Origin of the sequence: Sphingomonas sp. 2R-10, assembly GCF_030062225.1 — a bacterium.
Lineage (GTDB): Bacteria > Pseudomonadota > Alphaproteobacteria > Sphingomonadales > Sphingomonadaceae > Sphingomonas.
Window position 1 is genome coordinate 41,834 of record NZ_JASCXF010000012.1, and the last position, 14,469, is coordinate 56,302.

The 14,469-nt window shown below is 67.9% G+C and carries 11 protein-coding genes; all 11 read right to left on the bottom strand.

The genetic code is table 11. The annotated features are described in order from the left end of the window. Position 1: 1 nt before the first annotated feature. Complete coding sequence (kdpC, locus tag QLH51_RS07380; RefSeq protein WP_125655775.1) at positions 2-571, bottom strand: potassium-transporting ATPase subunit KdpC; 570 nt, start codon at positions 569-571, stop codon at positions 2-4. A gap of 11 nt (positions 572-582) precedes the next feature. Then, the gene (gene kdpB, locus QLH51_RS07385; protein WP_443018821.1) at positions 583-2,619 is read right to left on the bottom strand and encodes a potassium-transporting ATPase subunit KdpB; all 2,037 of its coding nucleotides are present in this window, start codon (positions 2,617-2,619) and stop codon (positions 583-585) included. Positions 2,620-2,629: 10 nt separating this feature from the next. Next, the gene (gene kdpA, locus QLH51_RS07390; RefSeq protein ID WP_125655771.1) at positions 2,630-4,333 is read right to left on the bottom strand and encodes a potassium-transporting ATPase subunit KdpA; all 1,704 of its coding nucleotides are present in this window, start codon (positions 4,331-4,333) and stop codon (positions 2,630-2,632) included. 12 nt (positions 4,334-4,345) lie between these two features. Beyond that, positions 4,346-4,435, bottom strand: a complete 90-nt coding sequence (gene kdpF / locus QLH51_RS07395; protein WP_125655769.1) for a K(+)-transporting ATPase subunit F — start codon at positions 4,433-4,435, stop codon at positions 4,346-4,348. A 108-nt stretch (positions 4,436-4,543) separates the two neighbouring features. Then, positions 4,544-5,398, bottom strand: a complete 855-nt coding sequence (locus tag QLH51_RS07400; RefSeq protein WP_125655767.1) for a TorF family putative porin — start codon at positions 5,396-5,398, stop codon at positions 4,544-4,546. A 208-nt stretch (positions 5,399-5,606) separates the two neighbouring features. Then, entirely contained in the window at positions 5,607-6,662 is a 1,056-nt protein-coding gene (locus QLH51_RS07405) for a LacI family DNA-binding transcriptional regulator (RefSeq protein ID WP_206428892.1), read from the bottom strand. Further along, positions 6,662-8,149 (bottom strand): tryptophan halogenase family protein, encoded by a 1,488-nt coding sequence (locus QLH51_RS07410; protein ID WP_125655763.1) that lies wholly within the window; start codon positions 8,147-8,149, stop codon positions 6,662-6,664. The genes QLH51_RS07405 and QLH51_RS07410 overlap by 1 nt, the downstream gene beginning before the upstream one ends. After that, positions 8,146-9,153, bottom strand: coding sequence for a cupin-like domain-containing protein (locus QLH51_RS07415; protein ID WP_125655761.1), 1,008 nt, complete (start codon positions 9,151-9,153; stop codon positions 8,146-8,148). The genes QLH51_RS07410 and QLH51_RS07415 overlap by 4 nt, the downstream gene beginning before the upstream one ends. Further along, positions 9,146-9,853, bottom strand: coding sequence for a SapC family protein (locus QLH51_RS07420; protein WP_125655759.1), 708 nt, complete (start codon positions 9,851-9,853; stop codon positions 9,146-9,148). Before QLH51_RS07420 ends, QLH51_RS07415 begins: the two co-directional genes overlap by 8 nt. Beyond that, entirely contained in the window at positions 9,846-11,387 is a 1,542-nt protein-coding gene (locus QLH51_RS07425; protein WP_125655757.1) for a tryptophan halogenase family protein, read from the bottom strand. Before QLH51_RS07425 ends, QLH51_RS07420 begins: the two co-directional genes overlap by 8 nt. A gap of 58 nt (positions 11,388-11,445) precedes the next feature. Further along, the gene (locus QLH51_RS07430; RefSeq protein WP_125655755.1) at positions 11,446-14,454 is read right to left on the bottom strand and encodes a TonB-dependent receptor; all 3,009 of its coding nucleotides are present in this window, start codon (positions 14,452-14,454) and stop codon (positions 11,446-11,448) included. Positions 14,455-14,469: the final 15 nt, after the last annotated feature.

Consider the following 14,469-nt stretch of genomic DNA (forward strand, 5'->3'; position numbering starts at 1 on the left):
TTCAGCGCAGCGCGTCTAGCGCGCGGTTGAGCGCCAGCACGTTGACGTGCGGATCGCCGAACAGCGAGGTTTCGGTGTGCTCAACGACCAGCGTCCGCACGCGCCCGGATGGGATGCCGCGGACGCGGGCGATGCGGGCGACCTGTGCCTGTGCCGAAGCAGGCGACAGATCGGGGTCGAGCCCCGATCCGCTGGCGGTCACCAGATCGGCGGGGAGCGGACCGGTGACGCCTTGCGCACGCGCCCGCTCGACGTCGCCCGTCACCCGGTCGACCAGCGCCCTGCTGGTCGGGCCGAGGTTGGAGCCCGACGAGGCGAGGCCGTCATAGCCCTTGCCGGCGGCGGACGGACGCGTCTGGAAATAGCGGTCGGTGACGAAGGCCTGTCCGACGACGCCCGACCCGATCACCGCGCCATCGGAGCCGCGGACGAGGCTGCCATTGGCCTGTGCGGGGAACAACAGCTGGCCGAGCCCGGTCATCGCCAGCGGATAGCCGATGCCGAGCAAGGCTGTGAACAGGATCGTCATCACGATGACGGGACGCAGCGCGGACGAGAGGTCTTTGCCCATGATGATGTTCCTTATGCGAGGCCGAGGCCACCGACCAGCAGGTCGATGATCTTGATGCCGATGAACGGCGCGATGAGGCCGCCGAGGCCGTAGACGGCGAGGTTGCGAGCGAGCAGGGGCCCGGCCGCCATGGGGCGATACGCCACGCCCTTGAGCGCCAGCGGCACGAGCAGCGGGATGATGAGCGCGTTGAAGATGATCGCCGACAGGATCGCGCTTTCGGGTGTGGCCAGCCCCATGACGTTGAGCACCCCCAGACCCGGATAGAGCGTTACGAACATCGCCGGGATGATCGCGAAATATTTGGCGACATCGTTGGCGACCGAGAAGGTGGTGAGCGCACCGCGGGTCATCAGCAGCTGCTTGCCCAGCCCCACGACCTCGATCAGCTTGGTGGGATCGCTGTCGAGGTCGACCATGTTGCCCGCCTCGCGCGCCGCCTGCGTGCCCGTGTTCATCGCCACGCCGACATCGGCCTGGGCGAGGGCAGGGGCGTCGTTGGTGCCGTCGCCGCACATCGCGACCAGCTTGCCGCCCTGCTGTTCCTTGCGGATCAGTGCCAGCTTGTCCTCCGGCGTCGCCTGCGCGAGGAAGTCGTCGACCCCGGCCTCGGCAGCGATGGCGGCGGCGGTGAGGGGGGTGTCGCCGGTAATCATCACCGTGCGGATGCCCATCGCGCGCAGTTCGCCGAAGCGTTCGCGGATGCCGGCCTTCACCACATCCTTCAGGAAGATCGCGCCGAGCAGACGACCGTTACAGGCGACCGCCAGCGGCGTGCCGCCGGCGCGGGCGATCTCGTCGGTCACGCGGCGCAGCTCGGTGGCGGCGGCGGTCTCGCCCGATCCGGGATGGGCGCGCAGGATCGAATCGACCGCGCCCTTCTGCACCAGCATGTCGCCGATGCGGATGCCCGACACGCGGGTCTGCGCGGTGAACGGGATCACCTCCGCATCGGCGGGCATCGCGCGTTGCAGCGCGAAGCGTTCCTTCGCCAGCACGACGATCGAGCGGCCCTCGGGCGTTTCATCGGCGAGGCTGGCGAGCAGCGCGGCCTCGGCGAGTTCGGCCTCGCCAGCGCCGCCGACCGCGCGGAACTCGCTCGCCTGCCGGTCGCCGATGGTGATCGTGCCGGTCTTGTCGAGCAGCAGCACGTCGACATCGCCCGCCGCCTCGACCGCACGGCCCGACTTGGCGAGCACGTTGAAGCGGACCAGCCGGTCCATGCCGGCAATGCCGATCGCCGACAGCAATGCGGCGATGGTGGTGGGGATCAGCGTGATGAGCAACGCCGCCAGCACCGCGACCGGGATGCTGCCGCCGGCATAGGACGCAAACCCCGGAATGGTCGCGACCGCGATCAGGAAGATGATCGTGAGCCCCACCAGCAGCAGCGTCAGCGCGACCTCGTTCGGCGTCTTCTGCCGCTCCGCCCCCTCGACCAGCGCGATCATGCGGTCGAGGAAGCCCTTGCCCGGCTCCACCGTCACCCGGACGCGGATTTCATCGGAGATGACACGGGTGCCGGCAGTGACGGCGGAGCGATCGCCGCCCGCCTCGCGGATCACCGGCGCGCTTTCGCCGGTAATCGCGGCTTCGTTGACCGAAGCCACCCCGGCGATCACTTCGCCATCGGACGGGATCAGGTCGCCGGTGCCGACCAGCACGACGTCGCCGACCGTCAGCTGGCTCGCGGGGACGCTGTCGTGGTGCGGGCCGTCGCCGATCAGCCGTTTGGCGATCAGTTCGGCCTTGGCCGCGCGCAGCGAGGCGGCCTGCGCCTTGCCGCGCCCTTCGGCCAGCGCCTCGGCAAAGGTGCCGAACAGCACCGTCAGCCACAGCCACACGACCAGTTGCAGCTTGAAGCCGATGGTCAGGTCGTCCTGTCCGACCACCAGCAGGACCGTCATCAATGCCGCGACGGCGGCGGTGACGAACATCACCGGGTTGCGGATCAGTTCGGCGGGGTTGAGCTTTGCGAACGACGCCCGGCACGCCGGCAACACAAGGTCGGCCGTGAACAGGCTTTGCGATTGGGTCTTCGCCACGATGGCCCCCTTGTCAGAACGATTGGCCGCGGATCATCGCGAGATGATCGGCGATGGGACCGAGCGCGAGGCTCGGCAGGAAGGTGAGGCCGCCGACGATCAGGATGATGCCGACCAGCAGTCCCACCCACAGCGCGCCGGTCGTCGGGAACGAGCCTGCGCTTTCCGGCGTGTAGCGCTTGGCCGCCAGGCTGCCGGCGATCGCCAGCATCGGCACGATGATGAAGAACCGGCCGATCCACATCGCGACGCCCATCAGGCCGTTGTAATAAGGCGTGTTGGCGGTCAGGCCGGCAAAGGCCGATCCGTTGTTCGCGACCGCGCTGGTGAAGGCGTAGAGGATCTCGGAAAAGCCGTGCGGCCCCTTGTTCAGCGGCCCCGCCAGCCCCTGTTCGAGCACCGACGACAGCGACGTGAAGCCGAGGATCATCAGCGGCAGGACGGCGATGGCGAGGACGGCGAGCTTGACCTCCCGCGCTTCGATCTTCTTGCCGACATATTCGGGCGTGCGGCCGACCATCAGCCCTGCGACGAACACCGTAAGGATCGCGAACAGCAGGAAGCCGTAGATGCCCGCGCCCACGCCGCCGATCACGACCTCGCCCAGCTGCATGTTGAACAGCGGGATCATGCCGCCGAGCGAGGTGAAGCTGTCGTGCATCGCGTTGACCGCGCCGCACGAGGCGGCGGTGGTGACGACCGAGAACAGCGCGGAGGCGGCGACGCCGAAGCGGACCTCCTTGCCCTCCATATTTCCGCCGGCGGTGCCCAGCGCGTGCAGTACCGGATTGCCGGCCGCCTCCTGCCAGTAGGTGACGGTGACGCCGGCGAGGAACAGGAACGTCATCGCCGCGAGGATCGCCCAGCCCTGACGCGGATTGCCCACCGCCTTGCCGAAGGTCCAGGTCAGGCCGAAGCCGATCAGGAAGATCGACAGCATCTGGACCAGATTGGTCAGCGCGGTCGGGTTTTCGAACGGGTGCGCCGAATTGGCATTGAAGAAGCCACCACCATTGGTGCCGAGCATCTTGACCGCTTCCTGGCTGGCGACGGGGCCGAGCAGCAGCGACTGCTTCGACCCCTCCAGCGTCGTCACGTCGACCACGCCTGCCATCGTCTGCGGCACGCCGCTGGCGATCAGGAACAGCGCGTAGGCGATGGCGAGGGGCAGTAGCAGGTACAGCGTTACCCGCGTCATGTCGGCCCAGAAATTGCCGATCGTCTGCGCCTGTCGCCGGGCAAAGCCGCGGAACAGCGCGAAGGCGAGCGCGATGCCGGTCGCCGCCGACAGGAAATTGTGGATGGTCAGCCCCAGCATCTGGCTGAGGTTCGACATCGTCGATTCACCGGCATAGCTCTGCCAGTTGGTATTGGCGGTGAAGCTGATCGCGGTGTTGAACGCGAGGTGCGGCGACAGGCCGGGCAGCCCCTGCGGATTGCCGGGCAGCACGCCCTGCAGCCGCAACACGGCGTAGGTGAAGGCCATCAGCATCGCATTGAACAGCAGCATGTGCAGCGCGTAGCGCCGCCACGACTGCTCGACCTGCGGGTCGATGCCCGACAGTCGGTAGAAGCTGCGCTCGACGGGGCCGAGCACGAGGTGGAGCGGCGTGCGGCGGCCTTCGTACAAGGCGAACAGCCACAGGCCGACGGGTTTGGTGAGCGCGATCAGGATCGCGACGAAGCCCAGTATCAGGGCCCATCCGGCAAGGGTCATGGGTGCCTCCGTTCAGAAGCGTTCGGGGCGGATCAGGACCGCCACGAGATAGACGAGCAGGCCGAAGGCGGCGACGGCCGCCAGCCAGAGGTCGAGGGTCATCGCATCACCTCACGCATTGTCGATCAGGCGGGCATAGGCGAGCGTCGTCGCCAGCAGCCCGAGCATGAACAGGATCCACAGGACGTCATCCATCGTGCCGCTCCCCGCTCAGAACGCGGCGGTCAGCGACGCGAGAAGCGTGCTGCCGGCGATGTTGCCCGAACCGTCCTGCCCGCGGCTGAAGCTGGGCCGCAGATAGGCGGCGTCGCCGTCCGATATGTCGGTATCGACCCACGACAGGTTCAGCGTCAGGTTGCGGTAGGCGACGTCCGCCCCGATCGACCAGTCCCAGTAGGATCCGGTCGGCGACACCGCGGTCGCATTGGGGCCGAGGCCGTCCTGTCCCCGGCCATGGCCGATATGCGCCCTGGCGGTGATCGGCGTGCCGGCGACGGCATAGGCGCCGTCGCCCCAGAGATAGAGGTTGTCGTCCTTCGCACCCGGCCGGTAGCTGCCGTTCGCCGCGCTGGTGCCGTTGCGATACCAGCGGCCGAGCGCTTCCTGTTTCGGGGCATAGGCCGCGCCCGCGGTCAGCGTCGCGGGGCCGGCGGTGCCGGTCAGCTTGGCATAGGGTTCGGCGAAGTCGGTCTTGTCGGCGCCGCCCGGGTACAGATACCATGTCAGCCCGACGTCGAGCGTCGCGTTGTCGGACAGCTTCGCCCTGTACCCCTCGATCAGGTCCAGTTCCACGTTCGCGCCGCCGAACGTGCCCCATCCGGCGAGGTTCGACGCCCAGATGCCGACATAGCCGCCGCTGTCATGGGCGAGGGTGATGCCGCCCTGCACCGCCATGTCCCCATCGGATTGCGATACGCCGCGGAAGCGGTAATCGGATGCGATCGCCGCCGATCCGCTGATGGTGACGGCGCTCGGCGCGTCGGGTTCGGCCGGCGCCTCCTGCGCCATCGCGGCGACCGGACAGAGAAGGAATGCGACCGTAACGGCCGCGGGACGGAACCTCATGCTATCACCCCTGGATACGGCGACCGCCGCGTGGCGGTGCCTTCAGGGGTGGGCGATTAGGCCCGTGGCGCGTAGCAATTCGAGAGCGATCGGCGGCAAAGCCGTATAGCTGGCGTATAGCAGGAAATTATTTGCCGGGGGGTTCGGTTGTCCCGTGCCCCGCACGTCACCCCAGCCTTCGCTGGGGTGACGTTTCCGCATCAGCGGATCAGACCCTGACGGGTGGCGGAGCGGTGGAGGCGCGCAGGTTGAGGGCGGCGGCGACCGATACCGGTTCGGCGGCGGGCAGGGTGTCGCGCTGTTCGGCGATGATGCGTTCTACCGCGCGTGCGGCAACTTCTGCAATCGGCTGCGTCACCGCGGTCAGCGGCGGTTGGGCGAAGCGGACGATGGGCGTGTCGTCGAAGCTGACGATCGACAGGTCGTCCGGCACCCCCAGCCCGCGTTCCTTCGCCAGCGTCAGCGTCGCCATCGCCATCTGGTCGCTGCTGGCGATGATCGCGGTCGGCGGATCGGCGGCGTCGAGCAGCGCGGTGGCCGCGGCATGGCCGGATTCATAGCCGAAATCGCCCGGCTGGATCAGGTCGTCGGCCAGCCCCGCCGCCGCCATCGCCGCGCGCCACCCCGCGATGCGCCAGCCGCTCAGTTCGTAGTCCGGCGCGCCTTCGATGAACCCGATGCGACGATGGCCCAGCCCGACCAGATGTTCGGTCACCATCTGCGCCGCGGCATCGTCCCCCATCGTCAGCGAGAAGCCGGGGCCGGGCACCCGCGACCCGATCCGCGCGATGCTGATCCCGCGCCTGGCGAGCAGGTTCAGGATCAGCGGGTCCTGCGAATGCGGCGGGGTCAGGATCACGCCGTCGGGCTGGAGCGCGCCGATCGCGGCGGACAGTTCGCGTTCGATATGGTCGCTATGCGTGTCGACCAGTTCGAGGATCAGGCGATAGCCGTGTGGGCTGCACGTCAGCATGCCACCCAGCAGCATCTGGTCGACCCAGTCGGTGCCTTCGCGGTTCTGCCAGCCGGAGATGGTTCGGTCGCGGTCGTTGAGCGCGAGGATCAGGCGCGAACGCGACCCGCCCATGCGCTGCGCCGCGATCAGCGGGACATAGCCCAGCCGGTCGATCGATTCCTGCACCCGCCGCGCCATTTCCGGGCGGACATTGGGTTCGTTGTTGATGACGCGGCTGACCGTCTGCAACGACACCCCGGCATCGGCGGCGACATGCTTGATCGTCACGCCCTGACGACGCGGTGCCATCAGCCGCGATCCGCCGGGCAGTAGCGTGCGACATAGTCGCCGTGCGGCGGCATCGTCGCGACCGTCTCGGTCACCTGCCGGCGCAGCATCGACAGCAGCCGGTCGATTTCGTCGTCGCCCAGCTTCGCCGCCAGCGGGTGATGCCGCTCCGGCACGATCCCTTGCCCCATCATCACCTGCACCCAGCTATTCTCGCCGAACAATTCCTCGTTGCGGCGGAATACCCGACCGGTCTGGCGGAACAAGTCGATCTTCTGCGCCAGCGTGTCGGGCACGTCCATGTCGGCGCATTGCCGCCAGAACGGCGAATCGCGGCGGTCGGTGACCTTGTAATGCAGGATCAGGAAGTCGCGGATCTGCTCCATGTCCTGCATCTGCTGGTCGTTGAACTCGGCGACGTCGGCCGCGCTGATGCGCCCTTGCGGGAACAGCCGGACCAGCCGCAGCACCGCGCGCTGGATCAGGTGGATGCTGGTCGATTCCAGCGGCTCCATGAACCCGCCCGACAGGCCGATGGCGACGCAGTTGCGATGCCATTGCCGCCGCCGGGCACCGGTGGTGAAGCGCAGGAAATTGGGTTCGGTCAGCACCGCGCCCTCGACATTGTTCGTCAGCCGGCCGAGCGCGGCGTCGCGATCGAGATAGCGGCTGCAATAGACGATGCCGTTGCCGACCCGGTGCTGCAACGGGATGCGCCATTGCCACCCGGCATCATGCGCCATCGCGCGGGTGTAGGGCACCGGCGGGCCGACGCTTTCGGTCTGGAGCGCGATCGCCGCGTCGCAGGGCAGCCAATGGGTCCAGTCGTCATAGCCGGCGTGCAGCGCCCCTTCGATCAGGACGCCACGAAAGCCGGTGCAGTCGAGGAACAGGTCGCCCGCCACCCGCCGGTCGTCGTCGAGCAGCAGCGCGGCGATATCGCCGGTTTCCGCGTCCAGTTCGACCCGCGCGATCCGCCCCTCGATCCGCGTGGTGCCGTCGCGCTCGGCCATCGTGCGCAGGAACCGGGCGTAGCGTCCCGAATCGAGCTGATAGGCATAGTTGGTGGCATCGCCCGGTAGATGCGCGAACCTGCCCCGCAGCGCCGCGACCAGTTCGGTGCAATAGTCGTCATAGGGCTGGTCGTGGCCGCGTGTCCGTCCGTTCAGCCAGTAATGCTGGAACCCTGCCGCCCAATGATCGCGCCCGGTGGTGCCGAACGAATGGAAATAGCGACTGTCGGCGGTCTTCCATCCGTCGAACAGGATGCCGAGCTTGAAGGTCGCCGACGTGGCGGCCATGAACTCGGCCTCGTTGATGCCGAGCAGCCGGTTGTAGGTGACCAGCGGCGGGATGGTCGATTCCCCGACGCCGACGGTGCCGATCGCTTCGGATTCGACCAGCACGACCTCGACCGTGCGGCCCATCATCCGCGCGATCGCCGCCGCCGCCATCCATCCGGCGGTACCGCCGCCGGCGACGACGACGCGGGTGGGCGCGGGGTTCATTTGGCGAGCTGCCGCAGCAGGAAGTTGCGCAGCCGCTCGGCACTCTCGGCGGTCAACGGATCGAGCACGCCGCGCCCGCCGGCCGGGATATGCGCGGTCACGCCATCGTCGTTGGCAAAGACATAATGGTCGAACACCTCGCGCCAGTGCTGCTTTTGTTCGGGCGGCAGGTCGCGGATCGCGAGCAGCGCATGGTGGAGCGCATCCTGCGGCTGGCCGAACCAGCGCGGGGCATCGCGCCACCAGTAGTTCACGAGGATGTTGAACGGCGCCAGCCCTTCGACATGATGCCACCACAGTCCCGGAATGTGGATCGCGTCGCCCGGTTCCAGCTCGGCGACCTGCGCATGGGCCAGCGCCCCGGCGAAGCGCGGGTGGCGGATGGCGTCCGGTGCGCTGAAATCGACCATCGACACCGCGCGTCCAGCGGGGGTGTTGTCGAGCGGTCCCAGATGCAGGTTGCGGAACTGGTCGGGCGGGAACAGCGTGAAGCGCCGCCGGCCTGCCGCCACGCAGGCGAGATTGTCGGGCAGGTCGTTATGGGCGGCGATGCGGGTGCGCGTGCCGATCCAGATGCTGGCGAGCGGTTCGCGGCTGCCCAGATCGACCCGGTTCGCCTCGTCCAGCCCGTCGAAAAAGCCGCGCATGTCGATCGAGGCGAGGTAGATGGCGCGCGGATCGGCGGCCTGTTCGACCCGGCCCATCTCCCCCAGGATATCGGGCAGCTTGGCGCGAACCGTGGCGAAGTTCATTTGCATCGCGTCGTCGTAGAACAGCCGCCCGCCGCCGCCGGGCTGTCCGACCGACACGGTGAACGGCACGTCGCGGTGCCGCGTGACCAGATAGTCGCGGGCAGCCTGCGACGATTGCCTTGCCGCCTGCACCAGCGGCCAGTCGGCGACGAGGCCGCGGACGACGAACGGCCCGGTGGCGGTGCGCAGCAGGTGGTCGAGCGCGGCGGCATCGGCCACCTGCACTTCGGCGACGGCGGGCAGATCAGCCACGACGGTTCTTGCGCGCGATCAGGGCGGGCAGGTTGGCGAGCGAGGCGACCGCCATGTAGATCGGCAACAGTTGGCCGTCGGCGTTCAGCTTGCCCAGCGTCGCGGCGTCGAGTTCGGCCAGTCGTTCCTCCGCGATCGTGTGGAAGCCGACCAGCCGGTTGGTCGCGCCGTTGTCGAGTGTGACTTCCAGCGTGAAGGGTTCGAGCAGCTGATAGCGGTCGAGCGCGGCGAAGAACGCCGCCGACCCCCGAAAGCCCGCGTCCAATGCCCCCAGCCGTTCGAGGATGATGTCGAGATAGGGCGACGGGCGGCCTTCGCGATCGAAGACCCGGACGCCGTCATCGCTGGCGAGGCGCGGGCTGGCCATGTCGACCACGGCCTTTGGCGTGGCGTCGGCACCGGGCGCGCCGCCGATCAGGAACGGCTGGATATCGATCGACAGCGGCAGATAGGGGGCGTCCCAGCGGTCGGCTTCGAGGAACAGGTTCTCGCCCGCGTCGAAGCCGAACAGCGCCAGCGCGACGAAACCGTCGCGTTCGCGGTTCTGGCGGAACAGGATCGGATAGCTTGCCTGCACCTGCCGAAACTCGTCGGGCACGACCAGCGCGGTCATCACCGCGTCGCCCAGCTCGGCCGATCGTTCGCGCCGGACGCGCAGGTCGCGGTGCGCGGCGACGTTCAGCAACTGATGGTCAGACATGGGCAACCTCGGCAGGGGCGCGGGTGAGCGCGGTCAGATATTCGCGGTTCGTCGGCAGGCTGCTGGTCAGCGCACGGGCGCGCTGACGGATATGGTGCAGCACCGCCACCGCATCGGGGCGGTCGGGGCGCAGCAGGCCGGGGGGCGGGGGCGTCATCCCCATGCCGTACAGCACATATTGGTGGCTGGCCGCCGGAAAAATCTCGTTCGCCTGGGTGAAGTCGGCGGGCGAGGGCGGCTGCGTCCGCCACAGCGCCAGCAGATCGCCAAGCGCCGGCGGGATCGAGGCGGGATCGCGATGCGCGCGCCAATAGGGGCTTTCCCGCTCGCTCAGGACATAATGGAGCTTCAGGAAATCGACGATCCGGTCCCAGCGGTGGCGGAACAGCGCGTTGAAGCGGCGGGCGTGCAGCACCATCGCGCTCCGGTCCGTCGGGAAGCCGTCGAGCAGCGCGTCGAGCGACAGTTCGATCGTGACGATCGCCGACGCCTCCAGCGGTTCGAGGAAGCCTGCGGATAGGCCGATGGCGAGGCAGTTGTCCTGCCAGAACCGTTCGCGATGTGCCGAGCGGAAGCGCAGCTGGCGGAACGAGAGGCTTGCCGGATCGACCCCGGCAGCGGTGCGGCGGAGATAGGCGGCGAGCGTGGCGGCGGCCTCGTCGTCGCTGGCGAAGGTGCTGGCATAGACGCAGCCCACGCCGCGGCGCGACGGCAGGCCGATGTCCCAGATCCAGCCGGCATCGTGCGCGGTGGCGTTGGTCTGCGACGCGATCGGGCTGTCGGGGGCGACCGGCACCTGCACCGCCAGCGCGCGGTCGTTGAACAGGATGTCGGTACGGTCGATGCTGCCGATGCCGTAATGTCCGCCGATCAGCAGCGCGGCATGGCCGGTGCAGTCGAGGAACAGGTCGCCCGCGATCCTCCCCGCCGTGCGGGTGACGACGGCGGCGATGTCGCCGTTCGACGCGGCCTCGACGCCGGTCACATGGTCGCGGACATGGGTCACGCCCGGCCGGGCGCAGGCGGTGTCGCGCAGCAGCTCGGCCAGCTTGCCGGCATCGAGATGATAGCCATAATTGAGCGCCCCGGCATAGGGCGGCATCGCCGGCTGGCGCGGGGCGAGATGGTCGTCGCACACCGCCGGCTGCGCGGAGACGTGCGCGGCGAAGCTGCCCTGCTGCCAGTCGCGCAGCAGGTCGGCGGGGGACAGGTCGGCAGGCGCGGTGAAGGGGTGGTAATAGCTGTCGCCGGGCGCACCGCTGCGCCATCCGTCGAAGCGCGAGCCCTGCTTGAAGCTCGCATCGGCCGCGCGCAGGAACGTTGCCTCGTCGATACCGATCTTCGCCAGCGTGCCGCGCATCGTCGGCCACGTCCCCTCGCCGACGCCGATCGTCGGCACGTCGGGAGATTCGATCAGCGTGACGGTCAGCGGATCGGTGGCATGGGGGTCGGCGGCGGCGGCGATGCGACACGCCGCCAGCCAGCCGGCGGTGCCGCCGCCGACGATCACGATCCGCCTGATCCGCTCGCTCATTTCCCGTTCCCTGGCCGGGGCGACGGCAACGTGCCGCCGCCCCCGGACCGCTTTCGCATCAGAAGCTGAAGCGGACGCCGCCGGTATAGCGCGCGAAACCCGGCTGCGCGAACGTCACGAAGTTTTCGTTGCGGCGATGGCCGCGCCGCCCTTCGCCGGTCAGGTTGATCGCTTCGGCGAAGACGGTCAGGCCCTTGCGGAACTCGTAGCTGATGCTCGCATCGATCTGGCCATAGGCTTCGACATAGGTCGGGTTGGGATTGCCCCCGGCGTAGAACTTGTCGCGCCAGTTGTATGCGACGCGGCTCTGCAACCCGTTCTTGTCGTAGAACAGCACCGCGTTGGCGCTGTCGCTGAGGCCCGCCAGCGCGAACTGCCCGACATTGGGGTCGAGCGCGTTGTTGAACTTCGCGTCGCCGCGCACGATCGTATAGTTCAGGATCGTGCCGAAGCCGGTTTCCCAGAAGCTGTGCTGAATCGCCAGCTCGAAGCCGTCGAGCGTCGCGGTCTGGTCCGAATTGAACGGCGTGCCGATCCGGAAATCGACCAGCCCGTCCTCGGGCAGGCCGAGGATGCGGCCGGTGTAATAGCCGTTGACGTCGAGGATCGGTGCCCCGGCGGCATTGCGGGCGACCTCCACCCCTTGCGTGAAGTTGCGCAGAATATAGTCCCGGATGCGGCCGGTGTCGGTCGTCCCGCCCAGTGCCGCCTGCGCCGCGCGGAAGCGCGGGCCGTTGGCCGGGTTGCGCAGGTCGAACGCCGAACGCTGCACCTCCTGCGAATTGATGAAGTTGCTGACGTTCTTGCGGAAATAGCCCGCCGACACGTAGCTGGTCGGCGAATAATACCATTCCGCCGAGACGTCGATGTTCTTCGACAGGAACGGCACGAGGTTCGGGTTGCCCTGCAGACCGCCGCCGCCGGCGATGCCGAACTGGCGGTTGAGCGTCAGGCCGCCCTGCAGGCTGTTATAGTCGGCGCGGGTGATGGTGTGGCTGTACGATGCGCGCAGCTTGACGTTGTCGAGCACTTCGATGTCGAAATCGACCGCGGGGAGCCAGTTATCGTAGCTGCCCTTGTTCGGCAGGAAATCGCTCTGCGTCGAATAGACGACGTTGAACTCGCCCTGCGCGACCCATGCGGTGCCGACCGGGATCGGCGTCAGCGAGGCTGAATTTACCGTCGTCTGGTCGTAGCGGACACCCGCGATCAGGTGCGAACGGCGGCCGAGCAGATCGAAGCTATTGTTGACCTGGATGAAGGGCGAGATCGTCTTCTCGGTGATGCGACGATCGGTCTCGAAGCTGGCGAGGCAGTTGCCGTCGCCGCCGCAGATGCCGAAGCGGCTGTCGAGCAGGTCGACCATCCGTTCGAAATCGAACCGGTAATAGGCCGGGATGATCCCGTCCTTCGCCCCGTCGACGCCCCGGAACTTGTCGGGCAGCGTGACCCGGGTGAACAGGTCGTCGGGCAGGTCCGCCGGGGTGCCCACGCCGCCCCAGGTATCGTTCTGGACGAAGCCATAGGCCGAGCGGACCTGGTTGTTGACGTAGGAGAAGCCGAAATCGATCGAATCGAGGAAGCTGCCGTCATGGTCGTAGCGACCGCTCAGTTGCACCTGATTGATCTCGTCGCGGAAATACGCATTGCGGAACGAGTTGCCGGTGGCGTTGATGAGCGCGGGATTGAGCGCGTCGATGCCCGGCTGCATCACGTACGAGATGACCGGCAGGTCCCTGGTGAAGTCGACCGTCTGCGACGCGACGCCGAAGATCGCCGAGCCGACCGAGGTGCTGGAGCCGAAGCGGTTGGTCGGCTTCGATTCCGCTGTCGAATGATGCGCGTCGAGCGTGACGGTGACGCCGCCCGGCGCCTCCCATTTCAGGTTGCCGCCCAGCGACTTGTTCTCGCTGACATTGGCGGTCAGCGACCCGCTGTACGACAGGTCCTTACCCGGGCCGAAGCGCTCCGTGTAGAAGACCGGGCCGGCGGCGGGGCCGTCGGTCCATTCGGTCGACGTGTCGCCGAAGTTGAACCAGATGCCGACGCTGCTGTCGCGCGCCTCCACCTTGTTGCGCGAATAGGTGAAGTCGACCGTCGCGGTCAGCGACTCGATCGGGCGGTATTGCAGCACCGCCTGCCCGTTGATCCGCTCGCGGCGGATGTCGGTGAGGTTGTACGCCGCGCTCTGCGGCACTTCGTAGACGTCGGTGGGTCCCGGACGGTTGACGACGTTCGGTCCCTCGGCACCCAGCGTGCCCCAGTCGTTCTCGGTCCCGAGGAACGAGTTGCCGAACCCGACCGAGCCGGTGTTCACGCTGGCGTTGCGCTTCTGGTAGCTGCCCGACACGAGGAAACCGAACTGGTCCTCGTTGCCGAAGGTCGTGCTGAACACGCCCGACAGTTCCGGCGTGATCTGGTCCTTGCCGTTCTGCGACGTGTCAAGCACGCCACGCGCGGCGAACGATCCGCGGATGCCGGGACGGTCGAGCGGGCGGGGCGTCTTGATGTTGATCGTCGAACCGATGCCGCCCGACGGCACGGCGGCGCGGCCGGTCTTGTACACCTCGACCCCGGCGATCCCTTCAGACGCGAGGTTGGCGAAGTCGAACGAGCGCGAGGCCGGCGCGCTGGCACCGTCGCCCAGCGTCGAGGTCGGCAACTGGCGGCCGTTCAGTACGACGAGGTTATATTCGGGACCGAAGCCGCGCACGGTGACGGTCGATCCTTCGCCGTTCTGGCGGTCGATCGACACGCCGGTGATGCGCTGAAGCGATTCGGCGAGGTTGGTGTCGGGGAACTTGCCGATGTCCTCGGCGCTGATCGCGTCGACGACGCCCTGCGCGTTCCGCTTGATGTTCAGCGCGTCGCGAAGGCTGGCGCGGATGCCGGTGACGGTGATCGCATCGCCATCTGCGTCGTCGGCCGTGGGTGCGTCCTGGATTTCCGATGGGCCGGGCGCGCCGAGCGTCGCGGCGGCATCCTGTGCCCATGCAGGTCCGCCGACCGACAGGAGCGCGACCGTCGATACCCCGATTGCCAGACGACAGGCGGCTGTTCCGCGCATATGCTTCCTCCCCAC